Annotated in this window: 17 protein-coding genes; 8 read left to right on the top strand and 9 right to left on the bottom strand. The window is 67.0% G+C overall.

Translation table 11 applies throughout. The features are described 5' to 3' along the window. Window positions 1-251: 251 nt before the first annotated feature. Window positions 252-1,175 carry a LysR family transcriptional regulator gene (locus tag JWQ81_RS14020; RefSeq protein ID WP_297541446.1) on the bottom strand — a complete coding sequence of 308 codons (924 nt, stop codon included), beginning with the start codon at window positions 1,173-1,175 and terminating at the stop codon, window positions 252-254. A gap of 83 nt (window positions 1,176-1,258) precedes the next feature. Between JWQ81_RS14020 and JWQ81_RS14015 the strand changes: the two genes are divergently transcribed. Genes JWQ81_RS14015 through JWQ81_RS14005 form a run of 3 tightly spaced genes read left to right on the top strand, consistent with a single transcriptional unit; the run spans window position 1,259 to window position 4,654 of the window. Next, window positions 1,259-1,978 carry a succinate dehydrogenase cytochrome b subunit gene (locus JWQ81_RS14015; protein ID WP_297541444.1) on the top strand — a complete coding sequence of 240 codons (720 nt, stop codon included), beginning with the start codon at window positions 1,259-1,261 and terminating at the stop codon, window positions 1,976-1,978. A gap of 1 nt (window position 1,979) precedes the next feature. After that, window positions 1,980-3,911, top strand: a complete 1,932-nt coding sequence (locus JWQ81_RS14010; RefSeq protein ID WP_297541442.1) for a fumarate reductase/succinate dehydrogenase flavoprotein subunit — start codon at window positions 1,980-1,982, stop codon at window positions 3,909-3,911. Beyond that, window positions 3,908-4,654, top strand: a complete 747-nt coding sequence (locus tag JWQ81_RS14005) for a succinate dehydrogenase/fumarate reductase iron-sulfur subunit (protein WP_297541440.1) — start codon at window positions 3,908-3,910, stop codon at window positions 4,652-4,654. The genes JWQ81_RS14010 and JWQ81_RS14005 overlap by 4 nt, the downstream gene beginning before the upstream one ends. Here the strand turns inward: JWQ81_RS14005 and JWQ81_RS14000 are convergent. Then, window positions 4,651-7,284, bottom strand: a complete 2,634-nt coding sequence (locus JWQ81_RS14000) for a fibronectin type III domain-containing protein (protein ID WP_297541438.1) — start codon at window positions 7,282-7,284, stop codon at window positions 4,651-4,653. The genes JWQ81_RS14005 and JWQ81_RS14000 overlap by 4 nt on opposite strands. A 212-nt stretch (window positions 7,285-7,496) precedes the next feature. Between JWQ81_RS14000 and JWQ81_RS13995 the strand changes: the two genes are divergently transcribed. Then, on the top strand, window positions 7,497-8,258 hold the full coding sequence (locus JWQ81_RS13995; RefSeq protein ID WP_297541436.1) for an alpha/beta fold hydrolase: 762 nt from the start codon (window positions 7,497-7,499) through the stop codon (window positions 8,256-8,258). A 30-nt stretch (window positions 8,259-8,288) separates the two neighbouring features. Here the strand turns inward: JWQ81_RS13995 and JWQ81_RS13990 are convergent, their stop codons facing one another. The 4 genes from JWQ81_RS13990 to JWQ81_RS13975 all read right to left on the bottom strand — a co-directional run bounded on the left by JWQ81_RS13990 (window position 8,289) and on the right by JWQ81_RS13975 (window position 11,656). Next, window positions 8,289-9,512, bottom strand: coding sequence for an Ig-like domain-containing protein (locus JWQ81_RS13990; protein WP_297541434.1), 1,224 nt, complete (start codon window positions 9,510-9,512; stop codon window positions 8,289-8,291). Between the two features lie 216 nt (window positions 9,513-9,728). Beyond that, window positions 9,729-10,160 (bottom strand): cupin domain-containing protein, encoded by a 432-nt coding sequence (locus JWQ81_RS13985; protein ID WP_297541432.1) that lies wholly within the window; start codon window positions 10,158-10,160, stop codon window positions 9,729-9,731. Between the two features lie 176 nt (window positions 10,161-10,336). After that, window positions 10,337-11,161 carry an SAM-dependent methyltransferase gene (locus JWQ81_RS13980; RefSeq protein WP_297541430.1) on the bottom strand — a complete coding sequence of 275 codons (825 nt, stop codon included), beginning with the start codon at window positions 11,159-11,161 and terminating at the stop codon, window positions 10,337-10,339. 69 nt (window positions 11,162-11,230) lie between these two features. After that, window positions 11,231-11,656, bottom strand: a complete 426-nt coding sequence (locus JWQ81_RS13975) for a TIGR03667 family PPOX class F420-dependent oxidoreductase (protein WP_297541429.1) — start codon at window positions 11,654-11,656, stop codon at window positions 11,231-11,233. A gap of 370 nt (window positions 11,657-12,026) precedes the next feature. Between JWQ81_RS13975 and JWQ81_RS13970 the strand changes: the two genes are divergently transcribed. After that, window positions 12,027-12,542, top strand: coding sequence for a DUF4232 domain-containing protein (locus tag JWQ81_RS13970; RefSeq protein ID WP_297541427.1), 516 nt, complete (start codon window positions 12,027-12,029; stop codon window positions 12,540-12,542). A 106-nt stretch (window positions 12,543-12,648) separates the two neighbouring features. On the opposite strand, the gene JWQ81_RS13965 is transcribed toward JWQ81_RS13970, so the two are convergent. Then, complete coding sequence (locus JWQ81_RS13965) at window positions 12,649-14,610, bottom strand: AarF/UbiB family protein (RefSeq protein WP_297541453.1); 1,962 nt, start codon at window positions 14,608-14,610, stop codon at window positions 12,649-12,651. Between the two features lie 381 nt (window positions 14,611-14,991). On the opposite strand from JWQ81_RS13965, the gene JWQ81_RS13960 reads away from it, so the two are divergent. From JWQ81_RS13960 to JWQ81_RS13950, 3 genes are all read left to right on the top strand, one after another. After that, window positions 14,992-18,288, top strand: a complete 3,297-nt coding sequence (locus JWQ81_RS13960) for a lectin (RefSeq protein WP_297541425.1) — start codon at window positions 14,992-14,994, stop codon at window positions 18,286-18,288. Between the two features lie 122 nt (window positions 18,289-18,410). Then, window positions 18,411-18,965, top strand: a complete 555-nt coding sequence (locus tag JWQ81_RS13955; protein ID WP_297541423.1) for a hypothetical protein — start codon at window positions 18,411-18,413, stop codon at window positions 18,963-18,965. Between the two features lie 153 nt (window positions 18,966-19,118). Continuing rightward, the gene (locus JWQ81_RS13950) at window positions 19,119-20,270 is read left to right on the top strand and encodes an epoxide hydrolase family protein (protein ID WP_297541421.1); all 1,152 of its coding nucleotides are present in this window, start codon (window positions 19,119-19,121) and stop codon (window positions 20,268-20,270) included. Window positions 20,271-20,280: 10 nt separating this feature from the next. Here JWQ81_RS13950 and JWQ81_RS13945 read toward each other — a convergent pair whose 3' ends face one another. Next, window positions 20,281-20,616, bottom strand: coding sequence for an ATP-dependent Clp protease proteolytic subunit (locus tag JWQ81_RS13945; RefSeq protein WP_297541419.1), 336 nt, complete (start codon window positions 20,614-20,616; stop codon window positions 20,281-20,283). Further along, complete coding sequence (locus JWQ81_RS13940) at window positions 20,570-21,013, bottom strand: M67 family metallopeptidase (protein WP_297541417.1); 444 nt, start codon at window positions 21,011-21,013, stop codon at window positions 20,570-20,572. Before JWQ81_RS13940 ends, JWQ81_RS13945 begins: the two co-directional genes overlap by 47 nt. Window positions 21,014-21,152 lie beyond the last annotated feature (139 nt).

Here is a 21,152-nt window from a genome sequence, read left to right as displayed (position 1 = left end):
ACCTGTAACAGAACAACCCGCCCCAGGGCTCGTGAGTGCCGCGACCGGATCATCCGGCCGCGACACTAACGAGCCCTGACTGCATTCCCCGGCTTTCGCAACTCGCCGTCGAGTTGCGGTAGTTGATGTCCCCAACGATCGCAACTCCCCGTCGAGTTGCGATCGCTCCACATCGCGGACATGGCGCTCGGACCGGCTCGGCATCCCCAGCCGCCCTGCCTTGCTTCAGTGGACCGGAACCGATGGGACGGTCACGGTTGAGCGATCAGGGCTTGGGTGCCTGGCGGCAGGGCGGCGTGGGCCAGGTAGCGCGTGATTGCCTGGCGTAGGGCGCGCACGGCGCGGGACGGTTCCAGGTCCAGGCGGTAGGCGAGTTGCACGGTGCGGGTCAGGCCGGGTGCGCTGAACTGCGTCCTGCGAAACCGGTCACCGACGACCGTGCTCGGCACCACGGCCAAGCCGATGCCGGCTTTGACGAACTCCAGCACAGCGTCCATCTCGCCCCCCTCGATCGCGAACGCCGGCTCGAACCCCTCGGCACGGCAGGCGGCGACGGTCGCTTCGCGGAGGTCGTACCCGCGACGGAACATCACCAGCGGGCGGCCTTCGAGCTGGCTGATCCGCATCCGCTGGCCGCGTACGGGCGGCGGCGCGTCCTTCGGGGAGATCACCACGAGTTCCTCGACGAACAGTGGCAGCATCGACAGCCGCGGGTCGTCCTGCACGCGAGAGTCGACGATCATCGCCAGATCGAGTGCCCCTTCCGACAGTTCCGACTGCAGATCCCGCGACCCGCCTTCGTGCAGCTGCAGCTCGATGCCCGGGTAGTCGCGGCAGAACGTCGCCAGCATCGTCGGCAGCAGGCCGGTGCACAGGCTCGGCGTCGCACCCAAGCGGACTCGCCCGCGCCCGAGCTCGTCGAGCTCACGGATCGCGCGGTACGCCGTGTCGGTGTCGGCCAGGATGCGCCGTGCGATCGGCAGCAGGGTCTCCCCCGCCTCGGTCAGCGACACGTTGCCACGGATGCGGTGGAACAAGCTCGCGCCGAGATCCTTCTCCAGCGCGCGCACCTGCTGGGACAGCGACGGCTGCGCGACCTGCATCTGCTCCGCGGCCTGGGTGAAGTGCCGAGTCTCGGCAACGGCGACGAAGTACGCGAGCTGTTGGAATTGCATACACTCATCATAGCCAAAACCTCTGCTTACCAGAGTTAGCATCTGTTTGCCCTCTGGCGAATCGCGGCCTAACGTCGGTTGGCGTGGTAAGTCACCTAGCCGCGGCCAAGCCCGCACAGCGCAAGCCCTCGGGGATCCGGGCGTTCTGGGATTCGACGATCGGCAAGAAGATCATCATGGCCCTGACCGGCCTGATGTTCGTCGCTTTCCTGCTCGTGCACATGGCAGGCAACCTGAAGATCTTCTTCGGCCCAGACGACTTCAACCACTATGCGAACTGGCTGCGCACGATCGGCGAACCCGTGCTGCACAGTTCGTGGTTCCTCTGGATCCAGCGCACGGCACTGATCGTCGGACTCGTGCTGCACATCACCACGGCCGTCCAGCTGTCCCGGCGCGACCGCAGAGCCCGCCCGGTGCGGTACGTACACAGCCAACGTCCACAAGCGACCTTCGCCACCCGGACCATGCGCTGGGGCGGCGCGACGCTCGCCGTGTTCATCGTCTGGCACATCCTCGACCTGACGTTGGGGGTGACCAACCAGGACTTCCGCGTCGACCAGCCTTACCACAACATCACCGCAGACTTCCAAGTCTGGTGGGTCAACGTGATCTACATCGTGGCGCTGCTCATGCTCGGGCTGCACATCAACCACGGCTTCTGGAGCGCGGCGCGGACACTCGGCATCGCCAGCCCCGCGCGGGACAAGGCACTCAAAGCCATCGGGTCGATCCTCGCCGTCGTCATCACGGCCGGGTTCATCATCGTGCCCGTCGGCGTGATGACAGGATTGGTGGGCTGACATGCTCGAATACTCCGTCGGCGCACCGATCGCCGACACCAGGGCGCCGGCGGGCGAGATCGCGAACCGCTGGGGCGACCGGAAGTTCGGTGCCAAGCTGGTGAACCCGGCGAACCGGCGCAAGCACCGCGTCATCGTGGTGGGCACCGGCCTCGCCGGTGGTGCCGCCGGCGCAACGCTCGCCGAGCAGGGCTACCACGTGATCCAGTTCTGCTTCCAGGACTCGCCTCGGCGCGCGCATTCCGTCGCCGCGCAGGGCGGGATCAACGCCGCGAAGAACTACCGCAACGACGGCGACTCGGTGTACCGGTTGTTCTACGACACGGTGAAGGGCGGTGACTTCCGCTCGCGGGAGTCCAATGTGTACCGGCTGGCGGAGATCTCCAACCAGATCATCGACCAGTGTGTCGCGCAGGGAGTGCCGTTCGCCCGCGAATACGGCGGTCTCCTGGACACCCGGTCGTTCGGCGGGGTCCAGGTGCAGCGGACGTTCTACGCGCGCGGCCAAACGGGCCAGCAGCTGCTGATCGGCGCATACCAGGCGCTGTCGCGGCAGATCGACGCCGGCAGCGTCGAAATGCACGCCCGCACGGAAATGCTCGACCTCGTCGTCATCGACGGCAAGGCCCGCGGTATCGTCGCGCGCGATCTGGTCACCGGCCAGGTCCAGACCCACCTCGCCGACGCCGTCGTACTGGCGACCGGCGGCTACGGGAACCTGTTCTACCTCTCGACCAACGCCAAGGGCTCCAACGCGAGCGCGATCTGGCGCGCCCACAAACGCGGCGCGTACCTGGCGAACCCGTGCTTCACCCAGATCCATCCGACCTGCATCCCGCGGTCGGGTGAGCACCAGTCGAAGCTGACGTTGATGAGCGAGTCGCTGCGCAACGACGGCCGTATCTGGGTGCCGAAGGAAAAGGGCGACAGCCGTCCGCCGAACCAGATCCCCGAAGACGAACGGGACTATTACCTGGAGAGGATCTATCCCAGCTTCGGCAACCTGGTCCCCCGCGACATCGCGTCGCGCGCGGCGAAGAACCAGTGCGACGCCGGCTTCGGGGTTGGGCCGGGCGGGCTCGGTGTCTACCTCGATTTCGCCGACGCCCTCGAGCGCATGGGACGTCCCGCGATCGAGGAGAAGTACGGCAACCTGTTCGACATGTACGCCCAGATCACCGCGGAAAACCCTTACGAGACACCGATGCGGATCTACCCGGCGATCCACTACACGATGGGCGGGCTCTGGGTCGACTACGACCTGCAGACCACGATTCCCGGCCTGTTCGCGATCGGCGAGGCCAACTTCTCCGACCACGGCGCCAATCGGCTCGGCGCGTCCGCGCTGATGCAGGGCTTGGCAGACGGGTACTTCGTGCTGCCCCCGGCCATCAACGACTACCTCGCGCGCGGCGGCTTCGACGAGGTCAAGCCGGACCACCCGGCCGTCACCCAGGTCGAGTCCGAAGTGGAGGAACGGCTGACACGGCTGCTGTCGATCGACGGCACCCGGACCGTCGACTCCTTCCATCGCGAGCTCGGCATGCTGATGTGGGACCATTGCGGAATGTCCCGCAACGAGGCCGGCCTACGCAAGGCACTCGAACGTATTCCGGCGCTGCGTGACGAGTTCTGGCGCTCGGTCAAGGTTCCGGGTACGGGCGAACAGTTGAACCAGGAACTCGAAAAGGCCAACCGGGTGGCGGACTTCCTGGAGTTCGGTGAACTGCTGCTGCTCGACGCGTGGGCGCGCGAAGAATCCTGCGGTGGCCATTTCCGCGAGGAGCACCAGACTCCCGACGGCGAAGCGCAACGTGATGACGAGAACTTCAGCTACGTCGCTGCCTGGGAGTACGGCGGCAAGAACCCGGTGCTGCACAAGGAAGACCTCGAGTTCACCTACGTCCATCCCACCCAGCGGAGTTACACATGAAACTCACGGTCCGCATCTGGCGCCAGCCCGGTCCCGAAGCCAAGGGCGGCATGGTCGACTACCCGGTCGACGACATCAGTCCGGACATGTCGTTCCTCGAAATGCTCGACGTGCTCAACGAGCAACTCATCCTCGCCGGCGAAGAGCCGGTCGCGTTCGACCATGACTGCCGCGAGGGCATCTGCGGCTCGTGCGGGGTCGTGATCAACGGCCGGGCACACGGCCCGCAGCAGACCACCACCTGCCAGCTGCACATGCGCACGTTCCAGGACGGCGACGTGATCGACGTCGAACCATGGCGCTCCAAAGCCTTCCCGATCATCAAGGACCTGGTCGTCGACCGCTCGGCCTTCGACCGGATCGTCGGCTCCGGCGGTTACATCACCGCCCCGACCGGCAGCGCACCCGACGCGCACGCGACGCCGGTGCCCAAGAAGGACGCCGACCTCGCGTTCGACAACGCCACCTGCATCGGTTGCGGTGCCTGCGTCGCCGCCTGCCCGAACGGTTCGGCAATGCTGTTCACCTCGGCCAAGGTGACGCACCTCAACCTGCTGCCGCAGGGGCAGCCGGAGCGGGAACAGCGCGTGCTCGACATGGTCGGCACCATGGACGACGAAGGGTTCGGCGGCTGCACCAATAGCGGTGAATGCGTCGGATCGTGCCCGAAGGGCATCCCGTTCGCCAGCATCAGCAACCTGAACCGAGAATTCCTCCACGCTTCCCGCTCCGGCCGGGACTAGGCCGCGGTGGTCACCGTGATCGTGCCGGTGGCGCCGACACCGGAGCCGGTGATGGCGGCGACGGTGAAGGTGTAGCTCGTGCCGGGTTTCAAGTCTGGGATCACGCGGGTCATGGCCTTGGCGGTGGGCTGGCTGACGACCGCGTCTCGGCCCGTTTCGGTGATCGTCCGCGGAGAGCCGGAACCGGTGGTGACGGTGACGCGGTAGCCGATGACAGGGGTGTCGCCGGTGTCCGACGGCGGTGTCCAATGCAGACTCGTGGCGGTGGACGACGGCAGGGCCTTGAGGCCGGCGGGTGCCGCGGCGAGCTTTCCGGCCTGCTTGCCGGGGGTGACGGGCGCTGCGGGCAGGGACGGCGTGCCCGTGCCGAGTGCGTTGGTGGCCGCGACGGTGACGGTGTACGCCGTGCCGTCGGCCAGTCCGTCCAGCTCGGCGTAACCCTGACGCTGGAACGTGGCGGCGCCGATGGTGACGTGGGCGGCATGCGTCCCGGCGGTGGCCGTCACGACGTATCCGGTCACCGGCGACCCGTTGTCGGCGAACGTCGGATTCCAAGTGGTGTAAAGCTTCTTGTCGGCGGCGAAGGTACCGATCCGCGATGGCGGCTCGGGTGCGGCCGACCCGCCGACCTGCTGGTCGAGCAGCGAGCGATACGCGGGTTGCAGGCCGGCGTTGGCGGTGATCGCCGCGGGTGCGGCAGAAGGCGTCGACAGCAGGTGGTTGCCGGTCGTGACCACCCCCTTGTTATTGCCGTCCTTGTCACCCTGTTCCCAGTAGTTGCCCTCGATCAGGGTCGGATCGTTGTTCCCCAGTTTGTCGCGGTAGTCCACATGGGTCGATCCGACGTTGCTGTACGCGGTCGCGTACAGCACGTTGCCCTGCACCGTTTCGTAGGTGTTCCCGTTGTCGGTGTAGATGCTCTTCCCGAGCCCCCACTGGTCGTGGATGACGTTGCCGGTCACTTTTTCGCCGTCTGCCAGCGAAGTACCGGTGATGCCCTGGGTGTAGATGCCGCCACCGTCGTCGAGCAGGTTCATGTAGTCGAAGATCAGGTTGTCGGAAACGGCATTGTCGTGGGAGATGTTCGGCGTCGCCGGCTGCTTGATCTTGTCCGGCCAGCCGCCCCAGCCGACCGAGATCGCCGAATACGCGACATGGTCGATCTGGTTGTGCGCGAGGGTGTCGTGCTGGCTGTACCCGTTGACGATCGCCACCCCGCCGTGGAACTCCCTGGGCAGGTCGTACAGGTGGTTGTTCGTCACCTGGACACCGCGGGTGACGGCGTTGCCACTGGAGGACATCGGCGCGTCCACACCGCCGACCTCGACGCCGTTTCCGGAGATGTCGGTGAAGATGTCGCCGTTCACCGTGGAATCCTGGCTGCCGCCGCCGAGGTCGAGCCCGGCCGCGCCGAGGTGGTCGAACACGCTGCCGGTGAACTCCATCCGCTGTCCATAAGAGACGGACACGTTGCCGGGTTCCTTCGTCCACGACGCGTACGGGCAGGTGCCGCCGGCCACGAACTGGCAGAGGCCCTGGGTCGCGTATCCGGTGGGACCGGTGACCGTGTACCCGGCTTGGATCTCGGAGAACCCCTCCGAAGTGGACGGTGTCAGCCAAGTGGCGTAGGCGAACTCCAAGCCACGGAACGAAACGTCGTGGATCGGCGCCTGCGCGGTGCCCTGTGCGTCGACGAGTTTCTGCAGTACTGGCACCTCGACGTCCGCGTGTGCCAGGTTCTCACCGGGCTTCGGCAGGTAGTAGACCTTGTGCGCGGAGCGGTCCAGATACCACTCTCCGGGCGTGTCGAGCAGTTCGAAGGCGTTCTCGGCGTACGCGGGCTGCCTGCCGTTGGTGAGGTCCGCCGGGCCGACCATGTTCACACTGCGGCCGGGGATGTCCGGGAACAGCACACGTTTGGTGGAGTTGTCCCAGCACGGCTGCGCCATGGTGATAGTCGTCCCGTCGATCGACGCGAGCGGGCACCGGGGTTCGGTCCATTGCCCGAGGCCGTAGCGCTGAACGTTCCACAACGCTTCCCCGGCGGTGTAGACCAGTTCGATGTCGCCAGGGTTCTGCCAGCTCGCGAGCGCGGACGAAGACGCCGTGTACCCGGCGGAGGTGGCATTCAGGGTGACCGGCAGCGCACCGCGGGCACGTTGCTCGCGGACACCGTTGACGTACAGCTGCCGCGTGTTGTCCAGACCAGCCGGCGCCGGCGCGGCGAACAGGCCCGGCCGTCCGGCGACCGGCTGCCAGCCGGTGACCTGCTCGCCCCCGTTGAGCTGCGTCGTACCGGTGCCTTGCCAGCTGACGGGGTGCCCGTTGCTGCCGGAATCGCGGGCGTCGAGCGTCAACGCCGACGGCAGCCGGAAGACACCCGACGCGAGATGCACGGTCAGGTCCGCGGTGAGCCCCTTCGCGGTGCGGGCGCGGACGAGGTCACGCGCGTGCTGCAGGCTGCGGACCGGTTGCGCCGCGGTACCCGGTGCGCTGTCGGAACCCTGGGGAGAGACGTAGACGTCTTGGTTGCCGGTCTGGGCGACGGCTGTCCCGCCTCCCGCCAGCGCGAAAGCCAGCAGCACAGCGGCGGCCAGCCCTCGGACACGATGAACAACAGAACCCGTCACAAGACACTCCCAGCGAATCGTCGTCGATACACGGTCGTTTCTGGCGGCGGACCAGCAGCGCTGAACATAGGATCTTTCAAGCCAGTTGTCGACACTTTTGGCCGACAGTCCGGCAAAATCCACCCATTCATCCGATGACAGCGCTAGTTACCGGGGATCAAACGGAGAAAACTGGGGTGGGATCACCAGTAGGAAGCCCGTACGTTCGAGTCATGACCACCTCCACAGCCGCCCAGCTCTGGGTCCGGCGATTCCATCCGGTACCGGAAGCACCCGTGCGGTTGGTGTGCTTCCCGCACGCGGGTGGGTCCGCCAGCTACTTCCACCCGGTGTCCGCGAGGCTTTCCCCGGCCGCCGAGGTACTGGCCGTGCAGTACCCGGGCCGTCAGGACCGGCACCGCGAGCCGATGATCGACGACCTCGCGGCGCTCGCCGACACCCTGGCCGACGTCTTCGACGACGGGGACGGCAGGCCGACGGCGTTCTTCGGCCACAGCATGGGCGCGACTCTCGCGTTCGAAGTCGGCCGGCGACTGGAGGCCCGCGGTACCGAACTGGGCGGCCTGTTCGTGTCCGGGCGCCGAGCACCGATCACGCGTCGCGACGAACGTGAGCACCTGAAGGACGACCGCGGTCTGCTGGACGCGATGAAGAGCCTCAACGGCACCGAAGCGGGCCTGCTCGACGACGAGGACATCGTGCGGATGGTGCTGCCCGCGGTCCGCAACGACTACAAGGCGGCCGAGACCTACCGCTACGTGCCCGGGCCCGACGTCAGCTGCCCGGTGGTCGCGCTGATCGGCGACGAAGACCCCAAGGTCACCGTCGCCGAAGCCGAGCGGTGGCGCGAGCACACCTCCGGCGCTTTCGAACTGAAGACGTTCCGCGGCGGGCATTTTTATCTGAACGTCCACCACGCCGAGGTGAACCGGCTGCTCGCCGAGTCACTCGCCGTAATCGCCACCGGGGGCTAGTCGAACAACCTCGCCCAACCCCCGTGCAGGTCAGCTGTGCAGGGCGCTTCCGGCCTGCCAGTCGGCCCAGTTGAGCTCCCAGTCGCCGTAGGTGTCGTACACCGGCAGCGCCGGACCGCCCGAGTTGACGACCTCGACGACATCGCCGAGGTTGAACTCGTTGAAGAACGCCTGCGCGTTCGCCGGGCTGAGGTTGATGCAGCCGTGCGACACGTTCGAGCTGCCCTGCGCACCGACGGTGTTCGCGTTCTGGTGGACGAACTCGCCGTCGTTGGAGATCCGCTCGGCCCAGTGCTCGATCGCGTCGTAGGCGCCGGCGGCCGGCGGGCACAGGCCGTAGCTGCAGGAGTTCATCTCGACCTGTTCTTTCTTGTCGGAGATGACGTGTGGGCCGATGTGCGTCGGTGTCGCGTCCTTGCCGAGGCTGATCGGCATGGTGCCGACGACGGCGCCGTTGTGCACGATCTGCATCTGCTCGGTGTTGCCGTCGGCCTTCGCGATCCAGGAGTCGTGGATCTTGTACGTCGCGGTGCGGTCGGTCTTGCCGTAAACGCCGCCGCCGAGGTTGACGCCGTAGAGGTTCACGTCGACCTTGACGGTGGTGTTGGCCTGCCAGTAGACCTGCGGCCGGTAGTGCACGGTCTTGTTGTCGATCCAGTGCCAGCTGCCAGCCTGCGACGGGGTCGACGTCACCTTCAGCGCCTTCTCAGCCGCTGCCTTGTCGGTGACGGCGTGGTCGAAGTTGACGCCGATGACCTGGCCGACGCCGAACGTGGTGCCCGCCGCGGGCGGCGCCGGGAGCATCGCCGGGAACACCTGCGCGGCCGGGGTCACCGTGGTCATGCTGCTCTTCTGCTCAACCTGCTTGCCACCGCCGTCGATCGCTTCGGCCACGACGTTGTACGTGGCGCCGTAACCGAGCTGCTCACCGGACGTCCAGCTCAACCCGTCCGCGGCGAGCGCGCCCTGCACCGCCTTACCCTTCGCGGCATTGGTGACCGTGACGGCGGTGAGCTTGCCGTCGGTCACCTTGACCACGATCGGCGTGTTCGGGTTGAGATCGCCGCCGCCGGGGCTGATCGTCACCTTCGCCGCCGACACCACGGCCAAGGCATTGCTACTCGGCGCACCGGGCACGCTCGCGGTGCCGGCGTCGGCCGACGAACAGGCGCTGAGCACCAGCGCGGCCACGGCAAGACCGGCGACGCCGGCCGACCGACGACGCCACTGGTTCACGCTTGATCGGACGCGCATGGAGATCCTCTTCGCTCGTGGCCGTGTACAGCCGCTTCGTGACCGGCCTCACTCCGCGCGGAAGGCGGGCGGCGGTCTTACGGTTGTTAGGACGCGGCACGGCGTCGGACGTTGCTTCGCACCACGCGACTTCCCGAGTTTTTCAGCGCGGGAAAACGACAATTAACCGGCCGAGGGTAACGGCCGGTTAATTGTCCTTAAAGGACTTCCCAAGTTCTACTGAAAGGAGCAGCCGGGGTTGGGCTCGTCCTCGGACAGCGGGCTGCCGGCCGGGTCGATGTAGAGGACGTCGAGAACCATCGGCGTGGTACCGAGGTTGCGCCCGATGTGGACGTGGTCGGCACCGCTGGGCTCGATGAACGTGGCACCGGCGTGGTAGACGCCGTCGACCTGGCAGTCGGCTTCGTCATGGGTCAGCGTGCCGCTCTTGACCAGCGCGAACAGCGTGCCGTCGTGGTGGTGCCAGCCGGTGCTCCCGCCGGGCGCGATGGTGATCTCCCGCAGGATGAAGTCCTTGCCGCCCACCGTGTGCTGGCTGAGGATCGTGGCCGTGACGCCCGACGACGGCGTGGCCTCGGCGGTTCCCGGTAGCAGGGACAGTCCGAGAACGGCCACCCCGGCGAGCGCGGCCCGGTACCCATTACGCATTTTCTTCCCCTCCGAAACCCCAGGCTGAGTCCTCGCGCTCACCATGAGGAGTGCGATTCGCGCTCATGATCAAGGCAGCGGTCAGTGCCTGTCAACGGCTCGACCCGTTCGGACGGCCGTTTCCTCCCTTTCGGACGCCCAGACGTGCCCTTGCGCTCTTGGCGTTGCGGATCCTGTTAGGGCTTCCGGCCGACGACAGCGAGGATGCTCGCGCGCTCCGGGTTGCTGCCGACGTCTTCGGGGTTCTCGGGGCGCCATTCGGGGGTGAAGACGACCCCTGGCTCCACAATCTCGAAGCCGTCCATCAGCGCGCGGAGCTCGTCACCGCTGCGCAGGAACAGCGGGCGGGTGGTGTTCTCGTAGAGCGCTACGGCTCGCGTCATCTCGTCGTCCGCGAGATCGCTGGTGTCCGATGACAAGGCGAGGTAACTGCCCGGCGCGAGGGCGTCTCGGTACTCGGCGATCAGGGCGGCGGGGTCGCGCGAGTCCGGGATGAAGTGGACGAAGCAGGCGAAGAACACCATCACCGGCTTGCTGAAGTCCAGCAGGTTCTGGGTGACCGGGTGGTCGAGGACGTCTTCGGGCTGTTCGCCGTCGGCGTTGATCATCGCCGCCAGGTCGTTGCCTTCGAGGACGATCTCGCTGTGCGCCACCGCGATGGCCTCGTTGTCCACGTAGACCACCCGCGATTCCGGCGCGAGCTCCTGGGCGACCTCGTGGACGTGCCCCTCGGTGGGCATGCCGGACCCGATGTCGAGGAACTGCCGGATGCCCTGTGAGATCCCGAACTTGACCGCGCGGCGCAGCCAGCCGCGGTTCATCATGGCCATCTCGCGGGCGCGCGGAAGCTGCTCGATCACCTTGTCGGCGAACGCGCGGTCCATCGCGTAGTTGAGCTTGCCGCCGATGAGGTAGTCGTACACCCGCGCCGGGTTGGGGATGTCCAGCTGCAGGTCCTGACCCGCTCGCTCGGGCTGCTGCTCGTTCGTTACTCCGGCCATGTTCGGCACCCGTTCTGCTCGCGACTCGCTCCTGCCGCAGATCCTAGAGTGCGGCTGAGAACCGACGGTTCAGCTGTGCAGCTTCGTCGGTGTGATGACGAGCGCGGCGGAGAAGAGTTCCGCGAACCGTTCGGGAGTGCCGAACATGGCTCCGATGCGCTCGGTGTATTTGGCCAGATACTCGAGCTGGTTGTTTGCGGACGGCTGGTCTTCGGCCAGCCTGGCGACGCCTTCGACGCGCACGATGTCCCGGCCGATGTCGGTGACGTCGAGGGTCAGGCTCACCTTCGGGTTGTCGACGAGATTGCGCAGCTTCGCCTTCCCCGGCTGGGTGTAGAGCAGGATCGTCTCGTCCTCGAGCAGCAGGAACCAGACCGGGACGCTGACCGGCTGCCCGTCCGGCCGCACGGTGGTCAACCAGGCCATCAGGTTGCGCCGCAGCCGAGCCTCGACCCGCTCGCGGTCACTCGCCGACAGGTGCGACGTGAGTTCCATGATGTGGTGCCGTCCCCTCAGTGTTTTTCCCGGTGTTTCGCCGGTGTTTTCCCCAGTGTTTTTTCCCCGGAGCCTCCCCGGCGATCTTGAGCAAAAGCTACCCGAGGGGTACGACAGTTCCGGCCGAGCCGGTACTCAACTCGACAAGTCGACTTCCACCATTGCACGTTGATCTTGACGCATGAACGGACTCAGGGTTGCTTTTCTGTCGTCAGCAACACTTTTGTGCCACCCGAACAGGTGGTGAACGTCTTACCTCATGACAGCGAGTTCCAAGATTTTCCCACACAAATGCCGTCAGGCCTGAGGGGATATCGAGGACTCGAGGGACGAGAACGGCGCGGGTGCGCCGAAGACAAGAGGAGTCGACATGAACAGGACCATCGTTCGCACCGGGATCGCGGCAGCCGCGGCACTGGGCGTTTCGCTGGCCGGCGCGAGCCTGTGGGCCGGCACGGCGTCCGCGATGCCGGCCGAGGGCTGCAACGCGGACCAGCTCGTCACCACCGTCGTCCACGGAAGCCCGGGCGCCGGGCAGCGTTACGCCGAGGTGCAGTTCACCGCCAAGGCGCACCAGTACTGCCAGCTCAAGGGCAACCTGCCGGTGACGATCACCGGTGCCCGCAACGTGCTCGTCACGCCGGACACCTTCAGCCCGGCCACCGTCGTGCACCTCAGGCCGGGTTCCTCGGCGCACGTCCTGCTGCACTGGACGGGTATCGCGGACGCGGCCCAGCAGGAGACCCCGAACAGCATCACCGTGCGGACCCCCGGTGACCGCGGCCAGCACGTCACGCTGCCGTGGAACGAGGGCTCGGTGGATGCGTCCCCTGAGTCGCACAGCATCGACGTCGGCGTGGTCCAGGCGGGCCCGGCAGACCAGTAGCACCCAGGCCGGCCCGGGTCCGAATCCCGACCGGTGCACCCGCAGTACAACGGCAGCCCCACCGACCCCCAAGACGGTGGGGCTGCCGCCTTTTCTCCGCCGCTCGCTAGCGCCGTGCGCGCTGGCCTGAGCGGCGGAAGACGACGAACAGCAAGCGCAGCCCCACCAGCGAGCTGAGCACCAGGAAGTTGTAACCGAACACCTGGTGCAGCGTCAGGTCCGGCAGTACGCGCGGACCGCTGGTGCTCGCGAGCAGCAGCACGGCCATCAGCCCGGTCGCACCGCCGACGAGCGCGAGCAGGACCTCGTGCACCAGCCCGGTCACCACGTCCCGATCGCGTTCGTCGGAGAACAGCCGCACGTTGACCGAAAGCCGGCCCTGCTCCAGCGCGTTGCCGATGCGGTCGATCCGCCTCGGCAGCCGGCGCAGCACCGGGAGCAGTGCCATCACCTCGTTGACCGCGTTGTGCCGCAACGATTCCGGCCGCAGCCCCGCGCCGACCCGTTCGGCGGCAAACGCGCGGGACTCCCCCAAGATGTCGAACCCCGGTGCCAGCAACGCCAGCGTTCCCTCCAAAGTGGACAGTGAGCGGAACACCGCGGCGATCGGTGGTGGCACGCTGAGCCGGAATTCCGCCACCACGCGCATCAGGTCGGTGAACATCTCGACGTTCGGCGACTGCCCATGGGCGAAGTGCTTCGCCACGAGCGCGCCGAGAGCTCGTTCCAGTCGCTGCTCCTCGATCTCGTCGGGCCGGTCGACGATCTCGAGCAAACCGTCACGCAGGGCCGCCGGGTCGCCGCGGTCCAGCGCAAGTACGAGGTTCTGCAGCCCGCCACGCAAACCCGCGTCGAGCCTGCCGACCGAGCCGAAGTCCAGCAATCCCAGCCGGCCGTCGGCCATGAGCAGGACGTTGCCGGGGTGCGGATCGGCGTGGAAGACCCCGCCGAGCATCACCTGCTGCAGCACGCACCGCAGCAGCGAACGTGCCAATGGAAGGCGTTCGCTCGGCGGCACCGCGTCCTTGGCCACGGACAGCGGCTTGCCGTCGAGTCGCCGCATCACCAGAACGCGGCCCGTGGACAGTTCTTTGTGGACGGTCGGCAGCGCGATCTCGTCGCTGTCATAGGCCGCGGCCACCGTCTCGATGTTGCGCGCTTCGGTGCGGAAGTCGAACTCCTCGGCTAGCGCGTCGGCGAGTCCGTCCGCCAGCTCGACCAGACCGAGCGAGCGCGCCCAGTCCGCACGTCGTTCCAGCGACACGGCCACGCGGCGCACGATGTCGAGATCGCGCTCCACCACCGTTTCGACGTCCGGCCGCTGCACCTTGACGACAACGTCCTCACCGCTCTTCAGGCGAGCGCGGTACACCTGCGCGATCGATGCGGCAGCCAGCGGCTCGGGATCAAACTCGGCGAAGACGCCCTCAGGTGCGGCTCCGAGTTCGTTACGCAGCAACAACTGGACGGCGTCGACGTCGGCGTGGGCGACCTGGTCCTGCAGCAAACTCAGCTCGTCGATGAACACCTGCGGGAGGATGTCCGCGCGCGTGGACAGCACCTGCCCCAGCTTCACGAACGTCACGCCGCCTTCCTCCAGCGCCCGGCGCAGCGAGCGCGCGAGCTTGGCATGTCGCACCGTGGGGAGCCCTGTTTCGCGGCGGCCGCTGAGGTAGCGCCCCAGCCCGTGCTTGATCGCGATGCGGCTGATCTGCGAATAGCGGCGAGCGCGGGCGACACGGGACCGCAGCGACCGGACGCGGCCGAGCAGCCCGAGCCCGGTACCGCTCGGCACGGCGACCTCCGCGACGAACACGAACACCAGCGTCGCCAGGAACCCGCAGCCGGCGACCGGGACCAGCAGACCGACGAACGCGGATGGCCGCGCGAAGACGTCGTGGGAGAACGCCTGCATGATCGCGCCGGCCACCAACCAGCCGATCATCGCGCCGGCCAGCGCACGGAACGTGCCGATCCGGACGCCGAGCACCCGGCGCGACGCGACGACGAGCGGCCACAACACCAAGGCGTAGACGGGAAGGATGAGCACTCCGAGCAGCAGGCTGATCATGCCGATCAGCACACCAGCCCGCGCCGCCCCGCGATTCCCGCTCGGGTCCGGCACCCCTCCCTCCTGAGAGTGAACGCGTACAAGGACCCCTCGGGGCCACGCACCCAGGCCGCACCGCAACCCCGAACCCTGGCCACATCCGGAAAATTTCCGGCCATCCGGCGGGTTGACGCGGCGCGGTAGCTGTACTTGTCTGAAGGGGTACCAGTAGCGACAACGTTGTCATCGCGGTCAATCGGGCAAAACGCCACAAATGGTGTCACGCCGCGCCACGAAAAGGTCCGCTGACAACGTTGTCGTCATGGTGTCGGCTCCGCTGTCAGGCCGGCTCACGCCGGTTTCCCCAGTCGCCTCGGCGACGACTTTTCGGAGGTATCGATGGCCCGATTGAGACCGCTCGTCTGTTCATTGGTCGCGGTCGCCGGGACCGTTGGCGCGTTGATGGTGCCGCTCGGCACCGCGGCCGCGGCCAGCGCCTACGTGCAGGACCCCGCCGCACTCGTCAACCCCCTGATCGGCACCTCCAACTTCGTCGACGACTTCCCCGGCGCCGATGTCCCGTTCGGGATGGTGCAGTGGAGCCCGGACACCCCGAGCCGGCCCTCGGGCGGCGGCTACGAGTACAACGACAAGTCGATCACCGGCTACAGCCTCACCCACGTGTCCGGGCCCGGTTGCCCGGCCAGCGGCGACATTCCGATCCTGCCGACGGTCGGCGCGGTCGGCACCAACCCCGGCGCCACCACCGCGCCGCTCGACCACACCGCGGAACAGGCCACCGCCGGCGACTACAAGCTGACCGCCGGCGGCGTCACCACCGACTTGACCACCACCACCCGCTCCGGCATGAGCCAGTTCACCTTCCCGTCGGGCACCGCGTCGAATCTGCTGTTCAAGTTGTCCGGCAGCGCCACCGGCACCGACGCCACGCACTTCCAGGTGATCAACAGCAAAGAGGTCGCCGGCTGGATCACCAGCGGCAACTTCTGCGGCGCGACCGACAAGTACAACGTGTACTTCGACATGCAGTTCGACCAGCCGTTCACCGCACAGGGCACGTGGCAGAACTCGAAGGTCACCGCGAACTCGAAGCAGCTGAACGACCTCGCCGTGCAAGGCTCCCCCGGTTCCGCGGGCACCGTGGGCAAGTCTTCGCCCGGTAGCCGGACCAACACCCAGACCCCGTCGTACCACGGCGCGGCCCCGCAGGGAACGACGTCGAAGAAGGCGCCGATGATCTCGCCGCCGGTGTCCGGCGCCGACGGTGCCTACGTCACCTTCGACACGACCAAGAACCAGACCGTGCAGGCCAAGGTCGGGCTGTCGTACGTGAGCACCGATAACGCGGTCGCCAACCGGACCGCGGAGAACCCGGGCTGGAACTTCGCCAAGACGAAGGCGGCCGCGCACGACTCGTGGAAGACCATGCTGAACCGCATCCAGATCGGCGGCGGCACGGCCGACCAGCAGACCGTCTTCTACACGTCGCTTTACCACTCGCTGTTGCACCCCAACGTCTTCAGCGATACCAACGGCGAGTACATGGGCTTCGACAACCAGGTCCATCACGCAGCCAAGGGCCACGTCGAATACGCCAACTATTCGGGCTGGGACATTTACCGTTCGCAGGTCCAGCTGGCCGCGATCGTCGCGCCCCAGCAGACCAGCGACTCGATCAGGTCGATGCTCAACGAGTACGACCAGACCGGCATGCTGCCGAAATGGGCCCTCAACAACGGGGAAAGCTATGTGATGGTGGGCGACCCGGCCGACCCGATCATCGCCGACGCCTACGCTTTCGGAGCTCGTGACTTCGACACCAAGCACGCGCTCGAGGTGATGCTCACCGAAGCGAACCAGACCGGGAACATCCGGCCAGGCAACAGTTACTACCAGAACCAGGGCTACCTGCCGATGGACGGCAGCTACACCTGCTGCAACTTCTACGGCCCGGTGTCCACCCAGCTGGAGTACAACACCGCCGACCACGCGCTGTCGACGTTCGCCGCGGCGCTCGGTGACAAGACCAACGCCGCCAAGCTGGCCGCGCGCGCCCAGAACTGGGTGAACGTGTTCAACCCCGGCAGCAACTTCATGGAGCCCAAGTACGCGAACGGCCAGTTCGAGCCCGGGTTCACCCCGAGCAGCAGCAACGGTTTCGTCGAGGCCAACTCCTACCAGTACACCCCGATGGTGCCGTTCGACATCCACGGTCTGGCCACCGCGGCCGGCGGCGACAAGGCGTGGGAGCAGCGGCTGGACGGGTTGATGTCCAACGTCGCCCACCCGACCGCGTCCAACGCCGACCTGTCCAACGAACCGAGCATCGAAATCCCCTGGGAATACGACTACGTCGGCGCGCCCTACAAGACGCAGGCCACCGTGCGCCAGGTCCAGCAGCAGCTGTGGACCAACGCTCCCAACGGTTTCTTCGGCAACGACGACCTCGGCGCGATGAGTGCCTGGTACGTGTTCTCGGCGCTCGGCATGTTCCCGGAGACCCCGGGTACCGCCGATCTCGCGCTGGGCAGCCCGGTGTTCCCGAACAGCCAGGTCCACCTCGCGAACAACAAGACGCTGACCATCAACGCCCCGCAGGCGGCGCCCGACGCGCCGTACGTGCAGAGCCTGTCCAACAACGGAAAGGCCTGGGAGCACGCGTACCTGCCGACCGGTGACATCACCGGCGGCGGCCGGCTGGACTACGTGCTCGGCACCACGCCGAACACCGCGTGGGCAGCCAAGCCGGCCGACGCACCGCCGTCGGACACCACCAACCTGCTGCCGGCACTGGGTTACACCGGCAATGGCGCGCAGGTGATCGTGGCTCCCGGCGCGAGCGCGTCGATCACCCTCGGCGCGCGCAGCCTGTCGACCTCGGCACAGACCGTGTCCTGGACGGCGACCGGCGCCAACGGGCTCACCGTGGGCCCGAACAACGGCACGATGTCGGTGCCGGCCGGCCGTGACGGCAGCCAGGCCATCGGTGTCACCGCGCCGACGGCGGAAGGTCGCTACCTGGCGACCTTCAAGCTCACGTCGTCGACCGGTACGGCGCTGCCGAACGTCCTGGTCGAGGTGGACGTGGCAAAGCCGGGCTCGTTGTGGCCGTATTACAACGACGCCGGGGTCATCACCGACGGCACGTCGACGTCGGCGAACTACGACGGTGACGGCTGGGCCTACTCTTCGAACGAACTCGCCAAGGCCGGCATCACGCCGGGTGCGACAGTCACTTCGAACGGCCTGAACTACCTGTGGCCCAACGTTCCCGACGGCCAGCAGGACAACATCGAAGCGGGTGGCCAGACCATCCCGCTGACCGGTACGGCCGGTGCGACGAAGTTCGGCATTCTCGGCAGTGCCACCAACGCCGACCCCGGTTCCCAGGGTTCGTTCTTGGTGCACTTCACCGACGGGACTTCGCAGACCGTCCAACTAGGACTGAGCGACTGGACGCTGGGGGCGAGTTCGTTCCCGCCGGCCTTCGGCAACACCACCACCGCGACCACCGCCTACCGCAACAGCACGTCCGGCGGCACGAGGCAGGACGTCAAGACGTACCTGTTCTCCGCCGACACCGCGCTGCAGGCCGGTAAGACGGTGTCGGGCATCACCCTGCCGACCGCGGTCGACCAGGGCCAGCTCCACGTGTTCGCCTTCGCCATCGGCTGACACTCTTCCACCACTGAAGGCCATCCTCTTTCCGCAACTGCGGCGAGGGGGTGGCCTTCAGCGCACTCCAGGTGGCAGGAACGCGAAGATCGTTGCTGTCGAACCGGCGCCGACGTCGTTTCGTGGCCGGTCAGCCCGGGTCGGATTCCACCGGCGGCGCGCCGTCCGCCTGGCGGTCACCGTCCGGTCGCACCGCCTGCTCCAAGTTCGCCACCAACCGCATCAGCAGAGCGGAGAGCTGCTGCCTCTCGCTTTCGGCGAAGCCCGCGAGGGCGTCCGCGTTGCCCTGCAACAGCGCGGCCCGGGTCTCGGGCAGCGGCGGCGACCGCGGCTACCTGCAGGAACTTCTCGCTGACGGGATCCTCGACGAGGCCGAGCTACCGGTGGTGGAAGCCCGGCCAGGTTTCGGGCGGCCGTTCCCGCACCACCCCGCGGAGGAATCCCTGGCGCGTTTCCGATACGGGATGCGAACGCTGCCGATCATGCATGCGGCAGGGGTGAAAATCGTCGCCGGAAGCGATGTCGCGATGACGATGCCTTCGCCACCGTCGGCGTTGCTGCGCGAGCTGCAACTGTTCGCCAAGGCCGGGCTGCCGGCCGCCGAGGTCGTCGCCACGGCGACCCGGCACGCCGCGGAGCGGATCGGGGTGCCTTGCTCGACCCGGCCGACCGGGTAGCCACGATCTGCCGGGGCAAGGTGCTTCCGCGGGGCTGGCGGCCGGACCACGACACCAGGTGGGGTGTCGCGTGATTCCGGTGTTTTTACCTGGCGCGGGGCCACTGACGAGCCGGCGCTACAGTCGAAGGATCACCGACGATCCGGAGGCGACGTGGCACAGGTTCGGCCCTTCCGCAGCGAAACGACCCAGGCACAGTTGGACGACCTCCACGAGCGGCTGGCCCGGACCCGGCCGGCGCCCGCGCTGTCCGGCAGTGAGTGGACACACGGCACGCCACCGGACTACCTCGCCGAGCTGCTGACGTACTGGCGGGACGAGTTCGACTGGCCGGCCGCGGAACGCAAGCTCAACGAGCTGCCGCAGTTCCAGGCCGATGTCGAGGACTGCACGCTGCATTTCGTCCACGCCAAGGGCACGGGTCCGAAGCCGTTCCCGCTGCTGTTCACGCACGGCTGGCCCGGCTCGTTCTGGGAAGTGCACAAGATCCTCGGCCCGCTGACGGATCCGGGGGCGCACGGCGGCGACCCGGCCGATGCGTTCGACGTCGTCGCGCCGAGCCTGCCCGGTTACGGGTTCTCGCCGCACCCGGCGCGGCCGGGGATCAACCCTGGCGCGATCGCCGACCTCTTCGACCAGCTGATGGTCGACACACTCGGCTACCAGCGTTACGGCGCACAAGGCGGGGACTGGGGTGCGATGGTGACCACCGCGCTGGGTCGCGAGCACGGGAAGACCGTCGCCGGTATCCACCTCAACATGGCATCGGCAATGCCCGTCCTCAACGAGGACTCGGCACCGCTGACCCCGGCTGAGCAGGAATACGTCGACGGCCGGACCTGGTGGCGCACCGAAGAAGGCGGCTACGGGCACATCCAGGGCACCAAACCGAGCACCCTGGCCGCCGGCCTGTCCGACTCCCCCGCCGGGCTGGCGGCGTGGATCGTGGAGAAGTTCCGTGCCTGGAGCGACTGCGACGGCGACGTCGAATCGGTGTTCAGCAAGGACGAACTGCTCACCAACATCACGCTGTACTGGCTGACCAACACCATCGGCACGTCGACGCGGCTGTATTACGAAGCCCAGCACGGCATGACCTCGCCGGCAGGCTACATCGACACCCCGACCGGCTTCGCCCGCTTCCCGAAGGAGATCTCGGCGCCGCCGCGCGAGTGGATGGAACGAGCCCACAACCTGACGCGGTTCACCGAGTTCGAACGCGGCGGCCACTTCGCCGCGCTCGAACAACCCGAGGCGCTCGTGCGCGAGATCCGGGAGTTCTTCCGCCCCCTACGCGAGATCTGACAGCGTTTCCTCAAGCCTGGTCGACAACCTCGTCGACCAGGCCGTAGTCGACGGCTTCGGACGCGGTGAACCATCTCTTCCCGTCCGAGTCCTTGATGACCTGAGCTACGGACTGACCGGTGGCTTCCGAAGTAACCACCGCCATTTCCCGTATCCATTTGTCGCGAAGCACGTTCTGCGGGGCGTTCCCGCTGCCACCGACTCCGGAGACTCCCGTCATGGTGATCCTGTTAGCTGTTTCGTCGTCGATTTCGTCGCCTAGAACGATTATCCGTTCCTTCAGCAGGCGCTCCTGCGCGTCATCGGTCAATAGGATGCCGGGCCGGCTTCGACTGTACTGGTCCAACAGTCACGGTTTCCTCGTCGACTCGACCGTCCATGATCCGGAATGAGCGAAATTCGACGTTCTCCGGGTCGCGTGTGGACACGATCACGTGGTGAACGTCGTCGCCGGCGGAGAGCGCGATGTCGGCTTTTGACGGATAGGCCGCACAGTCCGTGTACGAGCGATAAATGACGACAACGTCCTCGTTTCGCGCGTCTATTTCGCGATAGACTTTGAGCTGCTGCAGACTGTCGAATCGCCAATAGGCAGCGGAGCGCTCGGCGTTGTCCAGGGGAATGACCCGTTCGGGCCGATCGGAGTCGGCGGGCCCGACTACGAGCCCGCACGCCAAGACGGGATGGTCGGCGAGGGCATGCGTGATGATCGCATCCACCACGGCCTGGTCGATGGTGAGCATTGCGGCACCCTCCGGGTTTCGGTCCTCCGGGCGGGAACCGTAGCGCGGCGTGCTCGGGACCGGTCCCGAACGACGAGGGCACTAGGTGTCGGCGTCGGTCGCGCGGCGGATCCCGGCCCTGCAAGGAGTACCCGCATGG

Origin of the sequence: Amycolatopsis sp., assembly GCF_025464955.1 — a bacterium.
Classification (GTDB): Bacteria; Actinomycetota; Actinomycetes; order Mycobacteriales; family Pseudonocardiaceae; genus Amycolatopsis.
This window is presented reverse-complemented; position numbering and strand designations above follow the sequence as displayed.

What these genes read in the sequence shown, in the direction of transcription:
- JWQ81_RS13970 (WP_297541427.1), top strand. Translation starts at nt 12,027, where the DNA reads ATGAACAGGACCATCGTTCGCACCGGGATCGCGGCAGCCGCGGCACTG.
- JWQ81_RS13990 (WP_297541434.1), bottom strand. Translation starts at nt 9,512, where the DNA reads ATGCGCGTCCGATCAAGCGTGAACCAGTGGCGTCGTCGGTCGGCCGGC.
- JWQ81_RS14005 (WP_297541440.1), top strand. Translation starts at nt 3,908, where the DNA reads ATGAAACTCACGGTCCGCATCTGGCGCCAGCCCGGTCCCGAAGCCAAG.
- JWQ81_RS14020 (WP_297541446.1), bottom strand. Translation starts at nt 1,175, where the DNA reads ATGCAATTCCAACAGCTCGCGTACTTCGTCGCCGTTGCCGAGACTCGG.
- JWQ81_RS13975 (WP_297541429.1), bottom strand. Translation starts at nt 11,656, where the DNA reads ATGGAACTCACGTCGCACCTGTCGGCGAGTGACCGCGAGCGGGTCGAG.
- JWQ81_RS13980 (WP_297541430.1), bottom strand. Translation starts at nt 11,161, where the DNA reads ATGGCCGGAGTAACGAACGAGCAGCAGCCCGAGCGAGCGGGTCAGGAC.
- JWQ81_RS13995 (WP_297541436.1), top strand. Translation starts at nt 7,497, where the DNA reads ATGACCACCTCCACAGCCGCCCAGCTCTGGGTCCGGCGATTCCATCCG.
- JWQ81_RS14010 (WP_297541442.1), top strand. Translation starts at nt 1,980, where the DNA reads ATGCTCGAATACTCCGTCGGCGCACCGATCGCCGACACCAGGGCGCCG.
- JWQ81_RS13985 (WP_297541432.1), bottom strand. Translation starts at nt 10,160, where the DNA reads ATGCGTAATGGGTACCGGGCCGCGCTCGCCGGGGTGGCCGTTCTCGGA.
- JWQ81_RS13960 (WP_297541425.1), top strand. Translation starts at nt 14,992, where the DNA reads ATGGCCCGATTGAGACCGCTCGTCTGTTCATTGGTCGCGGTCGCCGGG.
- JWQ81_RS13940 (WP_297541417.1), bottom strand. Translation starts at nt 21,013, where the DNA reads ATGCTCACCATCGACCAGGCCGTGGTGGATGCGATCATCACGCATGCC.